Origin of the sequence: Microbispora sp. NPDC049125 (assembly GCF_040802045.1) — a bacterium.
In the GTDB taxonomy this organism is placed as follows: Bacteria; Actinomycetota; Actinomycetes; order Streptosporangiales; family Streptosporangiaceae; genus Microbispora.
Genome location: NZ_JBEZDW010000018.1, coordinates 102,761 through 125,937 on the forward strand (window position 1 = coordinate 102,761; position 23,177 = coordinate 125,937).

At 71.3% G+C, this 23,177-nt stretch carries 20 protein-coding genes; 5 read left to right on the forward strand and 15 right to left on the reverse strand.

Features of this window, described 5'->3' with window-relative positions; all coding sequences use genetic code 11:
* The first annotated feature begins 25 nt into the window (after window positions 1-25).
* Entirely contained in the window at window positions 26-1,672 is a 1,647-nt protein-coding gene (locus AB0B72_RS21855; RefSeq protein ID WP_367740710.1) for an amidohydrolase, read from the forward strand.
* Between the two features lie 4 nt (window positions 1,673-1,676).
* On the opposite strand, the gene AB0B72_RS21860 is transcribed toward AB0B72_RS21855, so the two are convergent.
* The 12 genes from AB0B72_RS21860 to uvrA all read right to left on the reverse strand — a co-directional run bounded on the left by AB0B72_RS21860 (window position 1,677) and on the right by uvrA (window position 15,804).
* Window positions 1,677-2,579 carry a hypothetical protein gene (locus AB0B72_RS21860; protein WP_367740712.1) on the reverse strand — a complete coding sequence of 301 codons (903 nt, stop codon included), beginning with the start codon at window positions 2,577-2,579 and terminating at the stop codon, window positions 1,677-1,679.
* A 237-nt stretch (window positions 2,580-2,816) separates the two neighbouring features.
* Window positions 2,817-3,164: an RNA polymerase-binding protein RbpA gene (locus tag AB0B72_RS21865; protein WP_367740713.1), complete on the reverse strand. Its 348-nt coding sequence runs from the start codon at window positions 3,162-3,164 to the stop codon at window positions 2,817-2,819.
* Window positions 3,165-3,238: 74 nt separating this feature from the next.
* Complete coding sequence (secG, locus tag AB0B72_RS21870) at window positions 3,239-3,469, reverse strand: preprotein translocase subunit SecG (protein WP_367740715.1); 231 nt, start codon at window positions 3,467-3,469, stop codon at window positions 3,239-3,241.
* A 123-nt stretch (window positions 3,470-3,592) separates the two neighbouring features.
* Window positions 3,593-4,372, reverse strand: a complete 780-nt coding sequence (gene tpiA, locus AB0B72_RS21875) for a triose-phosphate isomerase (RefSeq protein WP_367740716.1) — start codon at window positions 4,370-4,372, stop codon at window positions 3,593-3,595.
* Complete coding sequence (gene pgk, locus AB0B72_RS21880) at window positions 4,373-5,560, reverse strand: phosphoglycerate kinase (protein WP_367740717.1); 1,188 nt, start codon at window positions 5,558-5,560, stop codon at window positions 4,373-4,375. It abuts the gene before it with no gap.
* Window positions 5,560-6,564 carry a type I glyceraldehyde-3-phosphate dehydrogenase gene (gene gap / locus AB0B72_RS21885; protein WP_367740718.1) on the reverse strand — a complete coding sequence of 335 codons (1,005 nt, stop codon included), beginning with the start codon at window positions 6,562-6,564 and terminating at the stop codon, window positions 5,560-5,562. The genes pgk and gap overlap by 1 nt, the downstream gene beginning before the upstream one ends.
* Before the next feature lie 188 nt (window positions 6,565-6,752).
* The gene (gene whiA, locus AB0B72_RS21890) at window positions 6,753-7,733 is read right to left on the reverse strand and encodes a DNA-binding protein WhiA (protein WP_367740719.1); all 981 of its coding nucleotides are present in this window, start codon (window positions 7,731-7,733) and stop codon (window positions 6,753-6,755) included.
* A gap of 63 nt (window positions 7,734-7,796) precedes the next feature.
* Window positions 7,797-8,828 (reverse strand): uridine diphosphate-N-acetylglucosamine-binding protein YvcK, encoded by a 1,032-nt coding sequence (gene yvcK, locus AB0B72_RS21895; RefSeq protein ID WP_367740720.1) that lies wholly within the window; start codon window positions 8,826-8,828, stop codon window positions 7,797-7,799.
* 284 nt (window positions 8,829-9,112) lie between these two features.
* Window positions 9,113-9,982, reverse strand: a complete 870-nt coding sequence (gene rapZ / locus AB0B72_RS21900; protein WP_367740721.1) for an RNase adapter RapZ — start codon at window positions 9,980-9,982, stop codon at window positions 9,113-9,115.
* Window positions 9,983-10,184: 202 nt separating this feature from the next.
* Window positions 10,185-12,206: an excinuclease ABC subunit UvrC gene (uvrC, locus tag AB0B72_RS21905; protein ID WP_367740722.1), complete on the reverse strand. Its 2,022-nt coding sequence runs from the start codon at window positions 12,204-12,206 to the stop codon at window positions 10,185-10,187.
* Window positions 12,207-12,329: 123 nt separating this feature from the next.
* Window positions 12,330-12,797, reverse strand: a complete 468-nt coding sequence (locus tag AB0B72_RS21910; protein WP_367740723.1) for a Rieske (2Fe-2S) protein — start codon at window positions 12,795-12,797, stop codon at window positions 12,330-12,332.
* A gap of 166 nt (window positions 12,798-12,963) precedes the next feature.
* Window positions 12,964-15,804 (reverse strand): excinuclease ABC subunit UvrA, encoded by a 2,841-nt coding sequence (uvrA, locus tag AB0B72_RS21915; protein ID WP_367740724.1) that lies wholly within the window; start codon window positions 15,802-15,804, stop codon window positions 12,964-12,966.
* A gap of 265 nt (window positions 15,805-16,069) precedes the next feature.
* Between uvrA and AB0B72_RS21920 the strand changes: the two genes are divergently transcribed.
* The 4 genes from AB0B72_RS21920 (at window position 16,070) to menC (ending at window position 20,273) form a co-directional block, all read left to right on the forward strand.
* The gene (locus AB0B72_RS21920; protein WP_367740725.1) at window positions 16,070-16,918 is read left to right on the forward strand and encodes a maleylpyruvate isomerase family mycothiol-dependent enzyme; all 849 of its coding nucleotides are present in this window, start codon (window positions 16,070-16,072) and stop codon (window positions 16,916-16,918) included.
* 30 nt (window positions 16,919-16,948) lie between these two features.
* Window positions 16,949-17,593, forward strand: a complete 645-nt coding sequence (locus AB0B72_RS21925) for an MBL fold metallo-hydrolase (protein ID WP_367740726.1) — start codon at window positions 16,949-16,951, stop codon at window positions 17,591-17,593.
* A gap of 82 nt (window positions 17,594-17,675) precedes the next feature.
* The gene (locus tag AB0B72_RS21930; RefSeq protein ID WP_367740728.1) at window positions 17,676-19,049 is read left to right on the forward strand and encodes a gluconate:H+ symporter; all 1,374 of its coding nucleotides are present in this window, start codon (window positions 17,676-17,678) and stop codon (window positions 19,047-19,049) included.
* Between the two features lie 123 nt (window positions 19,050-19,172).
* Window positions 19,173-20,273, forward strand: coding sequence for an o-succinylbenzoate synthase (gene menC, locus AB0B72_RS21935; protein ID WP_367740749.1), 1,101 nt, complete (start codon window positions 19,173-19,175; stop codon window positions 20,271-20,273).
* Between the two features lie 138 nt (window positions 20,274-20,411).
* On the opposite strand, the gene pssA is transcribed toward menC, so the two are convergent.
* The 3 genes from pssA to AB0B72_RS21950 form a co-directional block, all read right to left on the reverse strand.
* Window positions 20,412-21,296, reverse strand: coding sequence for a CDP-diacylglycerol--serine O-phosphatidyltransferase (pssA, locus tag AB0B72_RS21940; protein WP_367740729.1), 885 nt, complete (start codon window positions 21,294-21,296; stop codon window positions 20,412-20,414).
* A complete protein-coding gene (locus AB0B72_RS21945) occupies window positions 21,283-21,957 on the reverse strand; it encodes a phosphatidylserine decarboxylase (protein WP_367740730.1) in 675 nt (224 codons plus the stop codon). Before AB0B72_RS21945 ends, pssA begins: the two co-directional genes overlap by 14 nt.
* Window positions 21,958-22,078: 121 nt before the next feature.
* A complete protein-coding gene (locus AB0B72_RS21950; protein WP_367740731.1) occupies window positions 22,079-23,059 on the reverse strand; it encodes a TerC family protein in 981 nt (326 codons plus the stop codon).
* Between the last annotated feature and the right edge of the window lie 118 nt (window positions 23,060-23,177).

The window sequence follows — 23,177 nt, forward strand, 5'->3', positions numbered from 1 at the left end:
GGCCCGAAGTGAAAGGCCCGATGCTGTGAGCTCCACCATCCTGTTCCGGGGCGGACGCGCGTTCACCCCCGCCGCCCGTGCTTCGACGGACGGCTTCGGCCCCGATTCCCAGGGCGGCTTCGCCGAGGCGGTCCTGGTCCGCGACGGCGTCATCGCCGCCGTGGGCGCCGAGTCCGACCTCGTACGGCTCGCGCCGGCGGCCGAGCCGGTGGACCTCGAAGGCGGCCTGCTGACCCCCGGATTCACCGACGCCCACGTCCACCCCGTGCAGGCCGGGCTGGAGCGGGCCAGGTGCGACCTTTCGGAGGTGTACGGGCTCGAGGCCTACATGGCGACTGCATCAGCCTATGCCGCGAGAAATCCGGACAAGGCGTGGATCGACGGGGGCGGCTGGGACATGGCGGCCTTCCCCGGCGGCCTCCCCCACCGGTCCCAGCTCGACTTCCTCGACCGCCCGGCGTACCTGATCCAGCGCGACCACCACGCCGCCTGGGTCAACACGCGGGCGCTGGAGCTGGCCGGGATCACCCGCGACACCCCCGACCCCGCCGACGGCCGTATCGAGCGCGACCCGGACGGCACGCCCAGCGGCGTGCTCCACGAGGGCGCCATGGACCTCGTCGGCCTGCTCACGCCCCGCCCCACGGCGGCCGACATCGAGGCGGCCCTCCTCGACGCGCAGGCGCACCTGTTCTCGCTGGGGATCACCGGCTGGCAGGACGCCATCGTCGGCTCCTACGCCGGGTCGGACGACCAGCTCCCCGCGTACCTGTCGGCGGCCGCGTCCGGGCGCCTCAGGGCCAGAGTGGTCGGCGCCCTGTGGTGGGACCGCGCACGCGGCGCCGAACAGATCCCCGGCCTCGTCGAGCGGCGCGCGGCGGCCGAGGGCCTGGAACGGTTCCGCGCCTCGTCGGTGAAGATCATGCAGGACGGCATCCCGGAGAACTTCACCGCCGCCGTGATCGAGCCCTACTGCCACTGCGGCGGCACCGGGCTGTCCTACGTCGAGCCCGCGCTGCTGAACGGGTACGTCAAGGAGCTGGACGCCCTGGGCTTCCAGGTCCACTTCCACGCCATCGGGGAGCGCGCCGTCCGGGAGGCCCTGGACGCCCTGACGGGCACCGACCCCGGCAACCGCCACCACATCGCCCATGTGCAGATCATCACCCCCGAGGACGTGCCACGCTTCGCGAAGCTCGGCGTCGCGGCGAACCTCCAGCCGCTGTGGGCCACCCACCACGCCCAGATGGACGAGCTGTGCATCCCCTACCTCGGCGAGCGGCGGTCGTCGTGGCAGTATCCCTTCGCCGACCTGGCACGGCACGGCACCCGGCTCGCCGGGGGCTCCGACTGGCCGGTCTCCTCGGCCGACCCTCTGCAGGCGATGCACGTGGCGGTCAACCGCACGGAGCCGGGAGGCTCGGTCCACGCGTCCTACCCCACGGCGCAGACGCCGTTCCTGCCCGAGCAGAGCGTGGACCTGAGGACCGTCATGACCGCCTACACGGCGGGCTCGGCCTGGCTGAACCGCTCACCGGCGGGCGTCATCGAGGTGGGCCGCCCGGCCGACCTTGTCGTTCTGGACCGCGACCCCTTCCTGATCGACCCGTCCGAGATCTGGACCGTGGGCGCCCGCATGACGTTCGTCGACGGCGAGCCCGTCCACGGCTAGCGGTTCACCGGACCGGTCGGACCCGCGCCACGAGAGTCTCGGCGGTGATCGGCCGTACCGTCTCGGCGGCCGCCAGGAGGGCCGTCTCCCCGGCGCCATGGCTTTGCAACTCGACCAGCGCGCCGCCGCTGTGGGCGAACACCGCGACCCGCCCGTTCCCTCCGTGGCGGACCCACCGATCCCGGGATACCTCGCGGCAGGGCCCGCCCCTGTCGTCCCACGAATCGTACGGTGTCGCGCACGCCTCCGCGGCGGTCGCGGCCGCCCCCCGGCGTACGGTCACCTGGATGCCCAGGAAGCTCCCGCCCACCGTCTCCGCGCCGACGCGCCGGTACTCCATGTCGATCTCCGGTTCGCCCGCCCCGCCGACGATCGGCGCCTCGACGCCGGCCAGCCCATGCCCCGCGATGTCAGGCGCCACCAGCGGGACTCCGAGCGACTCGAAGGCGCGCGCCAGGTGCCAGCGCCGGGCGGGCTCCTCCAAGGCGGCGGCCGCCACGCAGACCGCGACAAGCACCCCGAGCACGGCGATCCTGGACCACCACCGCCTCCCGGCGGCCGGCGCCCAGGCCGCGACGGTGAACCCGGCCACCGCCGACATCAGGTGCACACCGCCGAGCAGTGACCGGTCGAAACCGTAGAAGGTTGTCTCGGGCACGATCCTCCACAGGGCCTGGCCCAGGGCGAGCGTGGCCATCCCGCCGATGAGCGCGACGAGAGGCCAGCGGGGCAACCGGACCAGGGCCGCCACGACCGCGCCGATCAGGAAGATCGCCGGCGTCATCATGAGGGAAAAGGGGCCCCGCACGCCTGAGTGCCCGTCCCAGCCCGGGCTCTCCGCCCACATGACAGCCACCACGCTCCCGACCGCCAGGCCGGCCGGCGCACCCCTGACCGCCTCCCTCATACGGCCATGATTGCGAAGCCCTCCCGCTTCAGAGCCGATCTGCACCGACTCCGCACGTTTTCTCCACCAGGACGCGGACCGCGCCTTCTCCACCAGGACGCGGACCGCGCCGGGGACACCACCTGTGCGGGCCTCGACGCTCCCGGCATCCGGACCGGCGGGGAGACCACCCGCCCGCCGGACGCACGAAGGCCCTCACCGCATCAGCGGTGAGGGCCTGCGCCGGATCGCGGGGACCTAGTAGATCGGGCGGGAGGACTTGCGCAGCCGCTCCAGCGCCTCGGCGAGGATCTGCGCGCCGTCCTTGTCGCTACGACGCTCCTTCACATACGCGAGGTGCGTCTTGTACGGCTCGTTCCTAGGCGGAGCGGGCGGGTTCGACTGGTCCTGCCCCGCGGGCAGGCCACACCGCGGGCAGTCCCAGAACTCGGGGACGGCCGCGTCACTGGCGAAGCTCGGGCGCGTCTCGTGCATGTTGGCGCACCAGAACGGGACCCGTACCCGGGGGGCGGCCTCTCCGCGCTCGGCCTCTCCCATGGGGCCGGCGCCGACACGGCTGCCACGGATCGCGTTGCCACTACCCACCGATGAACTCCTTGCTCGATCGCCCCGCGGACGGGGGGAGATGAATCTCTGTCACGCGTCGCCGAGGCGGGCCGCTACGGCCTGAGGAGCAGGCCGAGCGCGATGATGCAGACGAACCAGATGACGCCCGTGATGACGGTCAGGCGGTCCAGGTTACGCTCCACCACCGACGATCCGCCGAAAGACGACGAGAAACCGCCGCCGAACAGGTCCGACAGACCGCCGCCCTTGCCCTTGTGGAGCAGGACGAGCAGCACCATCAGGCAGCTCGACAGGATGAGGGCGATGGAGATTCCGATAGTCACCGTAGACCTGTTCCTCGTGTCGGGCGTGCACCGCAGGTGTGCACGTCACCATCGTCGTGACGATTCAATCTTGCTCTATGAGGGTACGACCTGATGTCAAGTCGCACCCCCTAAACGGCTCAGCTAGCCGGAGATCTCGCCAAAGCGGCATATCTTGACGAACTGCCCCAGGTCGAGACTGGCCCCTCCGACGAGGACGCCGTCCACGTCGGGCTGCGCCATGATGCCGGCGATGTTGTCCGGCTTCACCGAGCCTCCGTAAAGGATACGGACCGCCTCGGCCACCTCGCCGTCGTACAGACCGGCGAGTCGTGTCCGGATCGCGCCGCAGACCTCCTGGGCGTCCTCCGGAGTGGCGACCTCGCCGGTGCCGATGGCCCACACCGGCTCGTACGCGATCACGATGGACTTCGCCTGATCGGCGGGCAGGCCGTCGAGGGCGCCCTCCAGCTGCGCGAGCGTGTGCTCGACCTGGCGGCCCTCCTGGCGGACCGGCAGGCCCTCGCCGACGCACAGGATCGGCGTGACCGAGTGCCGGTAGGCCGCCTTCACCTTGGCGTTGGCGACGGGCTCGTCCTCGTTGTGGTACTGCCGGCGCTCGGAATGCCCGACGAGCACGAACGTGCAGCCGAGCTTGGCCAGCATCGCCCCGGAGATCTCCCCGGTGTACGCCCCCGAGTCGTGGGCCGACAGGTCCTGCGCGCCGTACACGATGCGGAGCTTGTCGCCGTCGACCAGCGTCTGCACGCTGCGCAGGTCGGTGAACGGCGGGAGCACCGCGACCTCGGCGGAGTCGTAGTCGCGGTCGGTGAGCGAGAACGCCAGCTTCTGCACCAGGTTGATGGCCTCGAGATGGTTGAGGTTCATCTTCCAGTTGCCGGCGATCAGCGGCTTGCGGGCCATCTATTCCTCCAGGGCGGCGAGTCCGGGCAGCGTCTTGCCCTCGAGGTATTCGAGGCTGGCGCCGCCGCCGGTGGAAATGTGGGAGAAGCCGTCCTCGGGCAGGCCGAGCTGCCGCACGGCCGCGGCCGAGTCGCCGCCGCCGACCACGGTGAACGCCTCGGAGCCGATCAGCGCCTCGGCGACCGCGCGGGTGCCGCCGGAGAACGCGTCGAACTCGAACACGCCCATCGGGCCGTTCCAGAACACGGTGCGCGCGTCCGCCAGCTTCGAGGCGAACAGCTCACGCGTGCGGGGGCCGATGTCGAGCCCCTCGCGGTCGGCCGGGATCGCGGTCGCGTCGACCACCTCGTGCGGCGCGTCGGCCGCGAAGTGGGTGGCGGCCAGCACGTCGACGGGGAGCACCAGCTCCACGCCGCGGGTGGCGGCCTCCTGGAGGAAGCCGCGGACCTGGTCGAGCTGGTCCTCCTGCAGCAGCGAGTTGCCGACCTCGTGGCCCTGGGCCTTGAGGAAGGTGTAGGCCATGCCGCCGCCGATGAGCAGCCGGTCCACCTTCGACAGCAGGTTGGCGATCACGCCGAGCTTGTCGGAGACCTTCGCGCCGCCCAGGACCACGACGTACGGCCGGGCCGGGTCCTCGGTGAGCTTGCGCAGCACCTCGACCTCGGCGAGCACCAGGTCGCCGGCCGCGTGCGGCAGGCGCTTGGGCACGTCGTAGACGCTCGCGTGCTTGCGGTGCACCGCGCCGAAGCCGTCGCCGACGTAAAGCTCGGCCAGCGCGGCCAGCCGGTCGGCGAACTCGCCCCTCACCGCGTCGTCCTTGGACTCCTCGCCCGGCTCGAAGCGCAGGTTCTCCAGGAGGGCGACCTGCCCGTCCTGCAGGGCCCCGACCGTGCTCGCGGCCGAGTCGCCGACCACGTCGGAGGCGAAGGCCACGCCCTCGCCGAGCAGCTCGGCCAGCCGCCGGGAGACCGGGGCCAGGGAGTACTTCGGCGTGGGCGAGCCCTTGGGCCGGCCGAGGTGGGCGCCCACGATGACCTTGGCGCCGCGCTCCAGCAGCTTCCTGATCGTCGGCACCGACGCGCGGATCCGGCCGTCGTCGGTGATCGTCTCCCCGTCGAGGGGGACGTTGAGGTCGGCGCGCACGAACACGCGCCGCCCCTTCACGTCGAGCTCGTCGATTCCGATCATCAGAGGGAGGCGCCCACGTACACGATGAGGTCCGCGAGGCGGTTGGAGTAGCCCCACTCGTTGTCGTACCAGCCGACGACCTTCACCTGGTTGCCGATGACCTTGGTCAGGCCGGCGTCGAAGATGCAGGACGACGGGTCGGTGACGATGTCGCTGGAGACGATCTCGTCCTCGGTGTAGGTGAGGTAGCCCTTCAGCGGGCCCTCGGCGGCGGCCTTGAGCGCGGCGTTGACCTCCTCGACCGAGGTCTCACGGCGGACGTCGACCGTGAGGTCGGTGGCCGAGCCCGTGGGGATCGGCACGCGCAGCGCGAAGCCGTCCAGCTTGCCCTTCAGCTCCGGCAGGACCAGGCCGATGGCCTTGGCGGCGCCGGTCGAGGTCGGCACGATGTTCAGCGCGGCGGCCCGGGCGCGGCGCAGGTCCTTGTGCGGGCCGTCCTGCAGGTTCTGGTCCTGCGTGTACGCGTGGATCGTCGTCATCAGGCCCTTCTCGATGCCGAAGGTGTCGTTGATGACCTTCGCCATGGGGGCCAGGCAGTTCGTGGTGCACGACGCGTTGGAGATGATCGTGTGAGCGGCCGGGTCGTAGGTGTCGTGGTTGACGCCCATGACGACCGTGACGTCCTCGTTCTTCGCCGGGGCGGAGATGATGACCTTCTTCGCGCCGTTGTCGGCGTGCACCCTCGCCTTGTTGGCGTCGGTGAACAGGCCGGTCGACTCCACGACGACGTCGACGCCCAGGTCGCCCCAGGGCAGCTTCGCCGGGTCACGCTCGGCGAAGGCCTTGATGGCCTTGCCGTCCACCGTGATCTCGTCCGCCGAGGCCTTGACCTCGTACGGGAGGCGGCCCAGGATGCTGTCGTACTTCAGCAGATGGGCCAGCGTGGCGTTGTCGGTAAGGTCGTTCACCGCGACGATCTCGATGTCCTTGCCGCTGGCCGCCACAGCGCGCCAGAAGTTGCGGCCGATACGGCCGAAGCCGTTGACGCCTACGCGGATGCTCACAGATCCGATCTCCTCGTACGTCGTGCGCCGGGCTACCGGCGCCGTGGCTGTGTTAAACCTCAGTCACAGACCTTATCGGACCCAAATTGGTGTAGACCACGGGGCCGTGCTTTGGCGTGTTCGCCCGGGAAGGGCCGGTCCGGGTCATGGGGGAACGAGGCACGGGCCCGCCGTACGGGCCCGGCCGGTCAGTTCGCCAGCATGTCGGCGGTGAGGTTCGCCTCGGTGTTGGCGATCCCCAGGTCCTGCGCCCGCTTGTCCGCCATGGCGAGCAGACGCCTTATGCGCCCGGCGATCGCGTCCTTCGTCAGCGGCGGGTCGGCGATCTGCCCCAGCTCCTCGAGCGAGGCCTGCTTGTGGTCCACCCGCAGGCGACCGGCGACCACCAGGTGCTCGGGCGCGTCGTCGCCCAGGATCTCCAGGGCCCGCTGCACGCGGGCGCCGGCCGCGACGGCGGCGCGGGCCGACCTGCGCAGGTTGGCGTCGTCGAAGTTGGCCAGGCGGTTGGCTGTCGCGCGCACCTCGCGGCGCATCCGCCGCTCCTCCCAGGCCATCACGCTGTCGTGGGCGCCCAGGCGGGTCAGCAGCGCGCTGATCGCGTCGCCGTCGCGCACCACCACCCGGTCGACCCCGCGCACCTCGCGGGCCTTGGCGTGGATCTTGAGCCGGCGGGCGGAGCCGACCAGCGCCAGCGCCGCCTCCGGGCCCGGGCACGTCACCTCAAGCGACATGGAACGGCCCGGCTCGGTCAGCGAGCCGTGCGCCAGGAACGCCCCCCGCCAGGCGGCCTCGGCGTCGCAGGTCGCCCCGGACACCACCTGCCGGGGAAGCCCCCGCACCGGCCGGCCGTGGTTGTCGATGAGCCCGGTCTGCCGGGCCAGCGCCTCGCCGTCCTTGTAGACCCGCACCACGTACCGCGAACCCTTGCGCAGGCCGGCGGGGGCCAGCACGAGCACCTCGGCCCGGTGGCCGAACACCTCGCCGATGTCCCTGATCAACCGCCGGGCGGTGACGTTGGTGTCGAGCTCGGCCTCGATGACGATCCGCCCCCCGACGAGGTGCAGCCCGCTCGCGAACCGGAGCAGCGTCGACACCTCCGCCTTGCGGCAGCAAGGCTTGAGCACCGATAGGCGGCTCAGCTCGTCTTTCACCACACCCGTCATGGCCATCTGCGCGTGTCCTCCCCCAAACAGACTCTGCACGTCAGTCTCTCGCACCTGGGGAGCGGGCAATCACCGCTTCTCGCGGAAAATCTCGTCCAGGACCGCGGCAAGACGCGGTCCGTCGTGCCGCGCAGAACCGTCAGAGGCGCCCACATCGGCCAAAACCAAGCGGCCTCCGATGGACCACGCCGCCTTCTCCAGCGCCCGCGGATCGCCGACCACCGTCTCGTCGGCGAGCACCGCGTCGACGGCCAGGGACGGCGCGTGCTCCCTGAGCACCTCGAGGTGCTTCTCGGGAGAGAACCCGTCGGTCTCCCCCGCCTGAGGCGCCAGGTTGAGGATCACCAGCCGCCGGGCGCGGGTGTCGTGCAGCGCGCGGGCGAGCCCCGGCACCTTCAGGTGGGGCAGCACGCTGGTGAACCACGAGCCCGGCCCGAACACCACCCAGTCGGCCTCGGCGATCGCCTCCAGCGCCTGCGGGACGGCGGGGGGATCGGCGGGCAGCAGCGAGATGGACCGGACCCGGCCGGGGGTGAGGGCGCAGGCGACCTGCCCTCTGACCGTGGTGATCCGGCCGTCCAGCTCGACCTCGGCCTGGATGTCGAGCGGCACCAAGGCCATCGGCAGCACCCGGCCGTGCGCCCCGAGCAGGCGGCCCACCCAGTCGAGGGCCGAGACGGGGTCGTCGAGCAGCTCCCACAGGGCGACGATCAGGAGGTTGCCGACGGCGTGGCCGTGCAGATCACCCTGGCTGCGGAAGCGGTGCTGGACCACCTCGCTCCAGGTCTTGCCCCACTCGTCGTCGCCGCACAGGGCCGCGAGCGCCATCCGCAGGTCGCCCGGGGGCAGGACGCCCAGCTCACGCCTGAGACGGCCGCTGGAGCCCCCGTCGTCGGCGACGGTCACGATGGCCGTCAGGTCGTCGGTGATGGTCCTCAGGGCCGACAGGGAGGCGTACAGACCGTGGCCACCGCCCAGGGCGACGACCTTGGGGCCGCGGCCCGGATGCGCCTCGTCGCGGGCGGTCGTTGTGGTTGTCCGGGGGGTGAGGTGGGCTCCGGTGACGGTCGTGCCGGCGGGTCCACTGGCGAGATCTTTCATTTTCCTCCTCGCCTGACGGCTCGCCCCACCCTACGAGCCCACGGGGCCGGTGTCGCACCGGAGGGAGAGGGGGCCGGCGCGTCACTCCCCTGGCGGGGTCGCGGTTGCGGCCCGCGCGTCGGACTCGTCACTCCCCGGCCTGCGTCGCGGTAAACCGCCCCGCGCGTCGGACTCGTCACTCCCGGCCGGGGTCGCGGTAAAACGGCCCGCGCGTCGGAACGCGTCGCTCCGGCGGCGCTGTGGTCACCCGGCCCGCACGTCCGCCACCCCGCAGGCCGCGCCTGTCACTCCCGGCCGACGTCGCGGTGACTGACCTGCACGTCCATCCCGCGCTCCCGCAGGCGCCCGCCGAGCTGCTCGGCCATGGCGACGCTGCGGTGCTTGCCGCCCGTGCACCCGACCGCCAGCGTCGCGTACCCCTTGCCCTCGCGGGTGTACCCCGCCGCGACGACGGCGAAGACCTCCTCGTAGCCGTCGAGGAACTCCTTTGCGCCCAGCTGGTTGAGCACGTAGTCGCGCACGGGGGCGTCGAGCCCGTTCATCGGGCGCAGCTCCGGCACCCAGTGCGGATTGGGCAGGAAGCGGCAGTCGACGACCAGGTCGGCGTCGACCGGCAGGCCGTACTTGTAGCCGAAGGACACCACGTTGACCTTGAGGCCGGGCCGGTCCTCGCCGCCGAAGTAAGAAATGATCTTCTTTCGGAGCTCGTGCACGTTCAGCAGGGACGTGTCGATGACGAGGTCGGCGTTGGCCCGGATCTCCCGCAGGATGCCGCGCTCGCGGTCGATCCCGTCGACCAGCCGCCTGTCCCCCTGCAGGGGATGGGGCCGGCGCACGTTCTCGAACCTGCGGACCAGCTCGTCGTCGCTGGCCTCCAGGAAGACCACCCGGACGCCGATGCCACGGCCGTCGAGCTCCTCGACCGCCGTGGTCAGGTCGGTGGTGAAGGCGAGGCTGCGCACGTCGACCACGGCCGCCACCTGGTTGGCGGCCAGGTTGACCCGGCCCGCCTCCTCGGCCACCGACGACAGCAGCCCGGGCGGCAGGTTGTCGATCACGAACCAGCCCAGGTCCTCCAGCGCCTTCGCGGCGGTGCTGCGCCCCGCCCCCGACATTCCCGTGACCACCACGAACGCCGGCTCAGTCGTGCTCATCGCCCGCTCACCGCCCTGCTTGAAATCGGCATCGCCACGCCGCCGGACGGTGCGCGGCCGCCCGGACGTGGCGCCTTCCCCCTCGGGGACGGCGCCTCCGTGCCGGAGCATGACATCTGTGGCCCTGGTCCCGCCACCGCCACGCCGCGCCGCCGCCGCGCCGTTCCACCAGGCGACGGGCAACGGGACGCCCGGGGCTTGCTCACGATCCCTGCCCAGCCGGGGACGTGCTCTCGCCACGGAGGGCGGCCACGATGGCCTCCGCCGTCGACGGGCCGATGCCGGGCACCTCGCGGATCTCGTCGGCGGTGGCCTCGCGCAGCCGCTTCACCGAGCCGAAGTGGCGCAGCAGCGCCTGCCTGCGCGCCGGGCCCAGACCGGGGACCTCGTCGAGGGCGCTCTCCTTGAGGCTCTTGGAGCGCTTGGACCGGTGGAAGTTGATCGCGAACCGGTGGGCCTCGTCACGCACCCGCTGAAGCAGGTAGAGCCCCTCGCTCGTACGGGGGAGGATCACCGGCTGGTCGTCGCCGGGGAGCCACACCTCCTCCAGCCGTTTGGCCAGGCCGCAGACCGCCACGTCGTCGATGCCCAGCTCGTCGAGCGCCCGCTGGGCGGCCGCCGCCTGGGCCGGGCCGCCGTCCACCACCACGAGGTTGGGCGGGTAGGCGAACTTGCGCGGCCGGCCGGTCTCGGGGTCGATCGGCATCCCGGCGCCGGGATCGCCCGCGAGGCGGAGCTCCACCTCGGGGTCCACCCCGATCGGCGCCTCGGCGCCGTCCGTCCCGTCGGCTGCCGGGACGAGCTCGCCGTCCGGCCCGCCGGCCAGCTCGCCGGTGGCCACCCGCTCTTCGACATAACGCTTGAACCGGCGGCAGATGACCTCGTAGATCGAGGCCACGTCGCCGTCGCCGCTTCTGATCGAGAACCGGCGGTACTCGCTCTTGCGGGCCAGGCCGTCCTCGAAGACCACCATGGACGCGACCACGTTGGAGCCCTGGATGTGCGACACGTCGTAGCACTCGACGCGCAGCGGCACCTGGTCGAGGTCGAGGGCGTCGGCGATCTCCTGCAGCGCCCGGCTGCGGGTGGTGAGGTCACTCGCCCGCCGCAGCTTGTGCTGCGCGAGCGACTCCTTGGCGTTGCGCTCGACGGTCTCCATCAGGCTCTTCTTGTCGCCCCGCTGGGGGACGCGCAGGTCGACCCGGCTGCCGCGCTGCTCGCTCAGCAGCTCGACCACGGCCTCCTCGTCCGGCGGCGGCGCCGGGACGAGGATCTCCCTGGGGATGGCGGCCTCGCCGTACATCTGCAGGAGGAACTGCTCGACCAGATCGCCGGGAGTGGCGTCCTCCACCTTGTCGATCACCCAGCCGCGCTGGCCGCGGATCCGCCCGCCGCGCACGTAGAAGACCTGGACGGCGGCCTCGAGCGGGTCCTCGGCGAGGGCGATCACGTCGCAGTCGGTGCCGTCGCCGAGCACCACGGTCTGCTTCTCCAGTGCCCGCTGCAGGGCTTGGACGTCGTCGCGGAGCCGGGCGGCCCGCTCGTACTCCTCCACGGCGGCGGCCTCGCGCATGTCGCGCTCCAGCCGCTTGATGAACCGGCCCGTGTTGCCGGCCATGAAGTCGCAGAAGTCCTCGGCGAGCGCGCGGTGCTCGTCGGGGGTGACCTTGCCGACGCAGGGGGCGGAACACTTGTCGATGTAGCCCAGCAGGCAGGGCCGCCCGATCTGCCCGGCCCGCTTGAACACCCCCGCCGAGCAGGTGCGCACGGGGAAGACGCGCAGCAGCAGGTCGACGGTCTCGCGGATGGCCCAGGCGTGGGAGTAGGGGCCGAAGTACCGGGTGCCCTTGCGCTTGGCGCCGCGCAGGACCTGCACGCGCGGGAAGTCCTCGCCCATCGTCACGGCGAGGAACGGGTACGACTTGTCGTCCCGGTACTTCACGTTGAACCGGGGGTCGAACTCCTTGATCCAGGAGTATTCGAGCTGAAGCGCCTCGACCTCGGTGCGGACCACCGTCCAGTCCACCGACGCCGCGGTGGTGAGCATGGACTGGGTCCGGGGGTGCAGCCCGGCGAAGTCGGCGAAGTAGGAGTTGAGACGCTGGCGCAGGCTCTTCGCCTTGCCGACGTAGATCACCCGGCCGCCCGGGTCACGGAAACGATAGACGCCTGGCGATTCGGGAATCGATCCGGGCGCCGGTCGGTAGGTTGCCGGATCCGCCACACTGCAAGACTACTTGGCCCCACCGACATTCCCGCCGGAGACGATCAGTCCCGGCCGCGACCGGGGCCGGCGCCCGGGCCACAGCCGGGCGCCGCGCCGTCACCGGCCCGCGACCGCCGATGACTAGCCGAGCGTGATGCTGTCGCCCGTCACCGTGATCTTCTGCTCGGCGAGGGGCCGGCTCGCCGGTCCGTGCGCCACGGACCCGTCCTTGGCGCTGAACTTGCTGCCATGGCACGGGCAGTTGATCGTGCCGTTGGACACACTGGCGACCGTGCAGCCGGCATGGGTGCACACCGCGCTGAACGCCTTGAACGTGCCGGCCTCCGGCTGGGTGATGACGATCTTCTGGTCCTCCAGAATCTTCCCGCCGCCCTGGGGGATGTCGGCGGTCTTGGCGACGGCGTCACCGCCGCCCTCCGCGGCCTTCTTCGGTGCGGCGCCGGAGGCCGCGGCGTCACCGGCCGCGGCGTCGTCGCCCGCGGGCGCCGCGGAGGAGCCTGAGCTGTATCCGGCGCAGGCGCTCAGCGCCACGGCCAGCCCCGCCCCTCCCGCGCCGAAGACCACGGCGCGGCGTGTCGTATCCGTCATGCTCGTCCTTCCTTGACCCGGACGGGGCACGGGCCGCTTCACCCGTGTCCCGTCCGCGACGCGTCACCTTATGTCGTTGAGTACGGCTCTCGCCGTGGTGCGGTTCAGCATCGCCCAGGCAGAACGGTAAAACTATGAACAAATACCCATTCGCGGAGAAGGCCGGTCACACTCCGAGGATCTTGCGGAGGAACGTCCCCGTGTGGCTCTCCTCCACGCGCGCAACGTCCTCGGGCGTTCCGGTGGCGACCACGCTGCCGCCCCTGGAGCCGCCCTCGGGGCCCATGTCGATGATCCAGTCGGCCGTCTTGATCACGTCGAGGTTGTGCTCGATGACGATCACGGTGTTGCCCGCCTCGACGAGGCGGGTGAGCACGCCGAGCAGCCTGCGGATGTCTTCGAAGTGCAGCCCGGTCGTCGGCTCGTCCAGGACGTAGACGGTGCGTCCCGTGGACCGCCGCTGCAGCTCGGAGGCGAGCTTGACGCGCTGCGCCTCGCCGCCCGACAGGGTGGTCGCCGGCTGGCCCAGCCGGACGTAGCCGAGGCCCACGTCGTTGAGCGTCTGCAGGTGGCGGCGGATCGCGGGGATGGCCTCGAAGAACGACGCGGCCTCCTCGATCGGCATGTCGAGGACCTCGGAGATGGTCTTGCCCTTGTAGTGCACCTCCAGCGTCTCCCTGTTGTAGCGGGCGCCGTGGCAGACCTCGCAGGGGACGTAGACGTCCGGCAGGAAGTTCATCTCGATCTTGATGGTGCCGTCGCCCGCGCAGGCCTCGCAGCGGCCGCCCTTGACGTTGAAGCTGAACCGGCCGGGCAGGTAGCCGCGGATCTTCGCCTCGGTGGTCGCCGCGAACAGCTTGCGCACGTGGTCGAAGACCCCGGTGTACGTCGCCGGGTTGGACCGCGGGGTCCGGCCGATCGGCGACTGGTCGACGTGCACGACCTTGTCGACCAGGTCGGTGCCGGTGACCCGGGAGTGCCGCCCGGGCACCGTCCGGGCACCGTTCAGCTCCTTGGCGAGGGCGTTGTAGAGGATGTCGTTGACCAGGGTCGACTTGCCGGACCCGGAGACGCCGGTGACGGCGGTGAAGACCCCGAGGGGGAACTCCACGTCGACGCCGGACAGGTTGTGCTCGCGCGCACCCTTGACGACGAGCTGGCGCTTCCTGTCCCGCTTGCGCCTGACGGCCGGCACGGCGATCGACCTGCGGCCCGACAGGTAGGCGCCGGTGAGCGACTCCTCGCTGGCGAGCAGGTCCTGCACGGTGCCGGACACGACGACCTGGCCGCCGTGCTCGCCGGCGCCCGGGCCGATGTCGACCACCCAGTCCGCGGCGGCGATCGTGTCCTCGTCGTGCTCGACGACGATCAGCGTGTTGCCCATGTCCCTCAGCCGGACCAGCGTGTCGAGCAGGCGCATGTTGTCGCGCTGGTGCAGGCCGATCGACGGCTCGTCCAGCACGTACAGCACGCCGACCAGGCCCGACCCGATCTGGGTGGCCAGCCGGATCCGCTGCGCCTCTCCGCCGGCGAGCGTCCCCGCCGCCCGGTCCAGCGTGAGGTAGTCGAGGCCGACGTCGAGCAGGAAGCCCAGCCGGGCGTTGATCTCCTTGACCACCCGCTCCGCGATGTGCATGTCGCGGTCGGACAGCTTGAGCTCCCCGAGGAACCGGGCGCACTCGCCGATCGACATCCCGGCGACCCCGGCGATGGAGGCGTCGCCGACCGTCACCGCGAGCGACACCGGCTTGAGCCTGCGGCCCTTGCACGCCGGGCACGGCACCTCGCGCATGAAGCCCTCGAAGCGCTCCCGGCTGGCGTCGCTCTCCGACTCCGCGTGCCGGCGCTGCACCCAGGTGATGACGCCCTCGAACGTCGTGTAGTACGAACGCTCCCTGCCGTACCTGTTGCTGTAACGGATGTGGACCTGCTCGTCGTGGCCGTGCAGGATCGCCTTCTGCGCCTTCTTGGGCAGCCGCTCCCAGGGGGTGTCGAGGTCGAAGCCGAGCGCGTGGCCCAGCGCCTCGATCATCCGCACGAAGTAGTCGCTGGTGTGGCCGCCCGCCCACGGGCTGATCGCGCCGTCGCCGAGCGTCCGCTCCGGGTCGGGGACGACGAGGTCGGGATCGACCTCCATCCGCGTGCCCAGGCCGGTGCACTCCGGGCAGGCCCCGAACGGCGAGTTGAAGGAGAACGACCTCGGCTCCAGCTCCTCGAACGACAGGTCGTCGTACGGGCAGTAGAGGTGCTCGGAGTAGAACCGCTCCCGGTTCGGGTCGCCCTCGGGCAGGTCGACGAAGTCCAGGGTGATCGTGCCGCCGGACAGCTGCAACGCGGTCTCCACCGAGTCGGTCAGCCTGCGGCGCGCGCCGTCCTTGACCGCGAGCCGGTCGACGATCACCTCGATGTCGTGCTTCTCGTACTTCTTCAGGGCCGGCGGCTCCTCCAGCCGCACGATCGTGCCGTCGACCCTCGCCCGGGCGAAGCCCTTGGTCTGCAGCTCGCGGAACAGCTCGGCGTACTCCCCCTTGCGGCCGCGCACGACCGGCGCGAGCACCTGGAAGCGGGTGCCCTCCTCCAGCTCCAGCACGCGGTCGACGATCTGCTGCGGGGTCTGCCTGGCGATGGGGCGGCCGCACTGGGGGCAGTGCGGCTTGCCGATGCGCGCCCAGAGCAGGCGGAGGTAGTCGTAGACCTCGGTGATCGTGCCCACCGTCGACCTGGGGTTGCGGCTGGTCGACTTCTGGTCGATGGAGACGGCCGGCGACAGCCCCTCGATGAAGTCGACGTCCGGCTTGTCCATCTGGCCCAGGAACTGGCGGGCGTAGGCCGACAGGGACTCGACGTACCGCCGCTGACCCTCGGCGAAGATCGTGTCGAAGGCCAGGCTGGACTTGCCCGAGCCGGAGAGCCCGGTGAAGACGATCAGGGCGTCTCGCGGCAGGTCCAGCGAGACGTCTTTCAGGTTGTGCTCACGTGCGCCACGCACGATCAGGCGGTCAGCCACGGTGGTCCCGATAGGTCGATGGAGTGAAAAGACAGGTGCACGGGCAGGCTATCCAGAGCCACCGACAAATTCGGGGGCATCGGCCGGCGGCCGGCGCGGAGGCCTCCCCAGGCGCTTCCCGGGATCGCGCTCCCACCCATCCAGGGTATGAGCTGCGTCAAACTCCTGCCCGCTTTCCGGGCGAATCCCCTGATGGTGGAGCTCCCGTCGCGGCGGGCCCTTCCGTCTGCGGCCCCCGCCGCGCGGCCTGGGCCATGATTGCCTCATGTCAGTTCTCGAGGACCTCCGGGCCGAGCTCGCCGAATCGACCGAGCGGCTGCTGGCGACCGTCGCCAAGCTGACCGATGACGACCTGCGAGCGCCGTCCCTGCTGCCCGGCTGGAGCCGCGGGCACGTGCTCGCCCACGTGGCCCGCAACGCCGACGGCCACGTCAACCTGCTCACCTGGGCCAGGACCGGCGTCCCCACCCCTCAGTACCCCACCCCGGAGGCACGCGCCGCCGGCATCGAGGCCGGGGCTGGACGGCCCGTGGAGGAGCAGCTCGCGGACCTGCGGGAGAGCGCGAACCGGCTGGACCGGGCGATGCGCGACATGCCCGCCGCCGCCTGGTCGGCGACGGTCGTCGCGATGCGCCCGCCCGAGCACACCGCCTGGTACATCCCCATCCGCAGGATCAGGGAGGTCGAGGTGCACCACGCCGACCTCGGCGCGGGGTACGGCTGGCCCGACTGGCCCGACTCCTACGTACGGCGTGAGCTGTACGACAGCGTGCTGTCCTGGCCACGCGAACTGAGCACGGTGAGCGAGATCGTGTGCGAGGAGCCGGGCGGCGGGGAGCCGATCGTGTGGCGCGGCCTCGGCGCCGGTCCGGCCGTCCACGGCGCGCCGCGCGAGCTGCTGGCCTGGCTGACGGGCCGATCGGCCGGCGAGGGCGTGCACGCGCGCCCCACCGGTCACGGCCGGGATGACGCCCCCGCCCTCAGCGGGGGGATCGAGCTGAGCGGCGAGACCACCGCGGACACGCCGCCGGCACCCCCGCCATGGCTGGTCATGCCGGCCCCGCCCGGTCTGCCCGCCGATCCCCCGGCGTGCTGGCCGCCCGCCCGCGACTAGCGTGAGCCGTAGAGGACGAGAGGGACGACCATGACCTACACCGGAGACGTGACGAGGGGCGGCCCCGCCGACGTCCGCGAGCTTCCCGCCCTGACCATCTCGAAGATCGAGGTGGGGGACTTCGGCAACAACGCCTACCTGTTGCGCTGCACCGGCACGGGCGACGGGCTGCTGATCGACGCCGCGGCCGAGCCCGACCGGCTGCTGGGGCTGATCGGCGACATGCCGATCAGCTCGATCGTCACCACCCACCGCCACCAGGACCACTGGATGGCGCTGGAGGAGGTGGCCGCGGCGACCGGGGCGCAGGTGATCGCCCACCCGCTCGACGCCCCCGAGCTGCCGGTGAAGGCGACGCTGGAGGTCGAGCACGGCGACCGGGTGACGGTCGGAGTGGTCACGCTCGACGTGATCCACCTGCGCGGGCACACCCCCGGGTCGATCGCGCTGCTCTACCAGGACCGCCACCTGTTCACCGGCGACTCCCTGTTCCCCGGCGGGGTGGGGAACACGCAGAAGGACCCGGCGCGGTTCGAGCAGTTGTACACCGACGTCGTGGAGCGGGTGTTCGACCGGCTGCCCGACGAGACGTGGGTCTATCCCGGCCACGGCCGCGACACCACCCTCGGCGCCGAGCGCCCGGCCCTGCCGGAGTGGCGGGCCCGCGGCTGGTGACGGAGGATTTCGCCGCCGTTTCGGGGTGATTCGGGGGTCTTCTGGGGCAGCGGCTCCGTCAGGATGACGGAGGAGCCCCCCGATGACCCCCCTCGCGAGCGAGGCCGCCGCCTGGAGCGGCCACGACACCCGGCTGATCGTGGCCGCCCTGGTGGGCATCGCCACCATCGTGGTGCTGATCACCAAGCTGAAGACGCACCCCTTCCTCGCCCTCGCCCTGGGGTCGGGGGTGCTCGGCCTGGTGGCCGGCATGCCGTTCGGCAAGCTCATCGACAGCTTCTCTGACGGCCTCGGCACGACCGTGGCCAACGTGGGCGTCCTCATCGCCCTCGGCGCCATGCTCGGCAAGCTGCTCGCCGACTCCGGCGGCGCCGACGAGATCGTCGACGGGATCCTCCGCCGGTCCGGTGATCGAGGCCTGCCCTGGGCGATCACACTGATCGCCGTGCTCATCGGGCTGCCGATGTTCTTCGAGATCGGCCTGGTCCTGCTGATCCCCGTCGTCCTGCTCGTGGCCAGGCGCTCCTCGCGGCCGGTGATGCTGGTCGCCGTCCCCGCACTCGCGGGCCTTTCCGTGCTGCACGGGCTGGTCCCGCCGCACCCCGGCCCGCTGGTCGCCATCAGCACGCTCAAGGCCGATCTCGGCATCACACTCGGGCTCGGGCTCCTGGTGGCGATCCCGACCGTGGTGGTCGCGGGGCCGCTGTTCGCGCGGGTCGCGGCGCGGTGGGTGGACGCCACGCCGCCCGAGCGCCTGATCCCCGACCGGCGCGACGAGGAGCCCGGCAGGAGACCCGGCTTCGCGGTCACGGTCGCCACCATCCTGCTGCCCGTCGTGCTGATGCTGGGCAGGGCCCTCGCCGAGATCGTCCTGCCCGAGGGCTCCGCCGTACGCTCCGTACTGGAGGTCCTCGGCACTCCGCTGCTGGCCCTGCTGATCGCGGTGATCGTGGCGATGTTCACGCTGGGCCGCGCGGCCGGGTTCGACCGGGGGCGGATCTCGGCCTCGATCGCCGACTCCCTGCCGCCGATCGCCGGGATCCTCCTCATCGTCGGCGCGGGCGGCGGCTTCAAGCAGACGCTGGTCGACTCGGGCGTCGGCAAGGTCATCACCCAGGCCGCGCAGGGCGCGAGCATCCCGGCGCTGGTCCTCGGATGGCTGATCGCCGTCGGCATCCGGCTGGCCACCGGCTCCGCCACGGTCGCCACCATCTCCGCGGCGGGCATCGCGGCCCCCCTGGCGGCCGGGCTCAGCCCGGCTCACGTCGCCCTGCTCGTGCTCGCCGTCGGCTCCGGCTCGCTGTTCTTCTCCCATGTGAACGACGCCGGGTTCTGGCTGGTCAAGGAGTATCTCGGCATGACCGTCGGCGAGACCATCAGAAGCTGGTCGATCATGGAGACGATCATCTCCGTGGTGTCCTTCGCCTGCGTCATGCTGCTTTCGCTGATGGTCTAGCCGGTGACCGAGCCGGTGACCGAGCCGGTGGCCGAGCCGGGCGCCGAGCCGGGCGCCGTCCGCCCGGCGATCCGGCGTCCGTATAGTTGCCCGGTCAGCAGCCCACCGTCGCGGGAGCCGTACGTGGAGATCACCGGAGTCGAGCTGCGGCGGATCGCCATGCCGCTGGTTTCGCCGTTCCGCACGTCGTTCGGCACCGAGAGCCACCGCGACGTGCTGCTCGTCCGGGTGGTGACCCCGGACGCCGAGGGTTGGGGCGAGTGCGTGGCGATGGCCGAGCCGCTCTACTCCTCCGAGTACGTGGACGGCGCGGCAGAGATGCTGCGGCGCTTCCTGATCCCGGCGCTGCCCGCGGGGGCCGACCCCCAGGCCGTCGGGCCGGCGCTGGCGCCGTTCAAGGGTCACCGGATGGCGAAGGCGGCGCTGGAGACCGCCGTCCTGGACGCCCGCCTGCGGGCCTCCGGCGAGTCCCTCGGCCGTTTCCTCGGCGCCACCAGGGAGCGGGTGCCCTGCGGCGTCTCCGTGGGAATCATGGACTCGGTCCCCGAGCTCCTCGACGCCGTCGCCGGCTACGTCGAGGAGGGGTACGTCCGGATCAAGCTGAAGATCGAGCCCGGCTGGGACGTGGCCCCCGTCCAGGCCGTCCGCGAGCGGTTCGGGGACGACCTGCTGCTCCAGGTGGACGCCAACGCCGCGTACACGCTGGCCGACGCCAGGCACCTGGCCCGGCTGGACGCCTTCGGCCTGCTGCTCATCGAGCAGCCCCTGGCCAACGACGACCTCGTGCAGCACGCCAGGCTCGCACGGATGCTCGGCACGCCGATCTGCCTCGACGAGTCGATCGAGTCGGCCGAGCACGCCGCCGCCGCCGTCAGCCTGGGGGCCTGCTCGATCGTCAACGTCAAGCCGGGCCGGGTCGGCGGCTACCTGGAGGCGCGGCGCATCCACGACCTGTGCCGGGCCAGCGGAGTCGCGGTGTGGTGCGGGGGGATGCTGGAGACGGGCATCGGCCGCGCGGCCAACGTCGCGCTGGCGGCCCTGCCGGGCTTCACGCTTCCGGGGGACACCTCGGCGTCCCGGCGCTACTACGCCACCGACGTCACCCCGCCGTTCGAGCTGGCCGACGGCCACCTCGCCGTCCCCACGGGGCCGGGGATCGGCGTGGAACCGATCCCCGAGATCCTCAGGGAGGTCACCACCTCGGCCGAGTGGATCGCCCGCTGACCACGCTCAGACGCCGCCTGGGCCGGGATGCGCCCGGGACTCGCCTGTGGTGAGGACCTTCACGAGGTGGTCTCCACCAGCCGGGCCCGAAGGAGAAGGGGCCCTGCCTGCCGCGGGGCCCCTGCCCGTCCGGCGACGTCAGCCCGCGTTCTCCGAGCGTCGTTCTCTGCGCTGCTGCTTTTTGAACATGAGGACGCGCAGCGGGATGGCCGACACCATGGCGATCTGCATGGTGGCGCCGACGGTGATGAGCTGGTCGCCCCCCGTGGCGCGGGCCGCCCAGAGGATGAGGCAGGCCACGTTGATCAGCATCCAGGCCAGCACGACGGCCGCCAGGTTGCCCTTCGGCTTGGGGTACTCGATGCGGCTGACCATCAGCCAGGCGACCGCGACGATGCCCGCGATCGTGAGGTAGCTCGGCTGGAACAGCAGCACGATCGAGACCACGGTCATGGCGCCCATCGGGATCGGCAGGCCCATGAAGTCGCCGCTCTTGGTCTTCACGCACGCGAAGCGCGCGAGCCGTACGACACCGGCCAGGAGGATCGAGGCGGCGGCGAACAGCACGAACAGCAGCGGCAGCTTGCCGGAGAAACCACCCCAGATCACCACCATGAAGGCGGGGGCGAAGCCGAAGCTGATCACGTCGGCCAGGTTGTCGAGCTCGGCGCCCATCGCGGACGCACGGAACCTGCGGGCCACCAGGCCGTCGAACAGGTCGCAGGTCGCGCCGATGAGCAGCAGCACGACCGCCGTGCCGAAGAACCGGGGGTCGGGCTCGAACTTGCCGGCCGACTGGAGGTCGCTGATCGCCGACCAGGCGAGCACGCACACCGCGAGGAAGCCGCTCAGCGCGTTGCCGAGCGACAGGGAGTCGGCCGCCGACAGGCGGAAGGCCTTGCCGACCGGCCCGCGCGGCTCGTCGGGGAAGTCGGCGACACGCGCGCCGGAGACTCGGGCGACGTCGGCGTCGTCGCCGCCGACCTGCCACGCTGCCCCGGCACCGACATCAGACGTGGTCAAGACGTGTCACCCCCGCTACGGTCCGGTCGCCCACGGTGACCGCGGGGGCCACCCCTTCGGGCAGGTACAGGTCCACCCGCGAGCCGAGCCGGATCAGCCCGATCCGCTCGCCCCGCGCCACCTTCGCGCCGGCCGCCAGGTACGGCACGATGCGCCGGGCCACGGCGCCGGCGATCTGCACCAGCTCGATGTCGCCGAGCGCGGTGTCGAGATGCCAGACGACGCGCTCGTTCTTGTCGCTGTCCTTGTTGAACGCGGGAGCGAAGCCGCCCGCGACGTGCTCGACCGACATCACGGTCCCGTCCGCGGGCGCCCGGTTGACGTGGACGTCGAGCGGGCTCATGAAGATCGCGACCCGGGTCCGGCCGTCCGGCCAGGGGTCGATGCTCTGCACCACGCCGTCGGCGGGTGAGATGAGCCGGCCCTCGCCGGGCACGCGGCCGGGGTCGCGGAAGAACCACAGCATGCCGCCGGTGAGCGCGGTCAGCGGGGCCGCCGCCAGCGCCCATCGGGGCGACCGGCGGGTCAGCAACGCGGTGACGGCCGCCGCCGTGGCGGTGGGAGCCAGCCACGGGGACACCCCGCGCGCGAGCCGGAGCCGAGCCCGGGGACCTGCCGCGAGGCCGGAGCCGGGATCGCGGTGCAACGATTCGTTGGACACAGGGAACCTTTGTACTCTTCTGGAGACTTCGGACCGGTATGCGCGTGAACGCTCGATTCTACCGATCCTGCCGTCATGGGGGGCACAACTAGACCAGCAAACAGGTTGTATGCCCGTTTCGCTAGCCCTGTGACGCCTCCGCGGGGGCGGTCGCCGCGTCGTCGCGGCGGGCTTTGAGCAGGCTCGCGATGGTCGTCACGGCCATCGTGACACCGATGACCATCAGCGACACCCAGATGGGGATCTGGGGAGCCCAGGGGACCTGGCTCTCGTGCAGCGCTTCGAGAACCAGCTTAACCCCGATGAAACCGAGGATGAACGCGAGACCGTAGCTGATGTACACCAGGCGCTGCAGCAGCCCGCCCAGCAGGAAGTAGAGCTGACGCAGCCCCATCAGCGCGAACGCGTTCGCGGAGAAGACGATGAAGGCGTCCTTGGTGAGCCCGAAAATCGCCGGGATCGAGTCGAGCGCGAACAGCAGGTCGGTGGTCCCGATCGCGATCATGACGATCAGCATCGGGGTGACCATCCGCCTGCCGTCCACCCGGACGGTGACCCGGGAGCCGACGTACGACGGGGTGGTGGGGAACAGGCGCCGCGCCCAGCGCAGGAGGAGGTTCTCCTTGAAGTCCTCGTCCTCCTTCCCGTGGTCACGGATCAGCGTGTACGCGGTGTAGACGAGGAAGGCGCCGAAGACGTAGAGCAGCCAGTCGAACCGGGTGAGCGCGACCTTGCCGACGGCGATGAAGACGCCGCGCATGATGAGCGCGAGCACGATGCCGATCAGCAGCACCTTGTGCTGGTAGATCCGCGGCACCCCGAAGCGGGTCATGATTATGTAGAACACGAACAGGTTGTCGACGCTGAGGCTGTATTCCGTCAGATATCCGGCGAAGAACTCGCCGCCGGCCCGCGTCCCGCTGAAGACGACTAACCCGACGCCGAACAGTACGGCCAGGCAGACGTAGAAACCGACCCAGATCCCCGCCTGCCGCATCGAGAACTCACGGGGTTCGCCGCGGTCCACGATCCACAGGTCGACGGCCATCACCACGAGGAGACCCACGATGACCGCGGCCCACACCCACAGGGGAACATTCACGTTTCATAACCTCCGGCGCGCGCTGAACACACTGCCGGAGGTCTCTCCCGCCCGCACGCGCATCGCGGACCGGCAGCCCCGGGCGTGAGACGCCGTGATGACGGGACTGTCGCGAAGG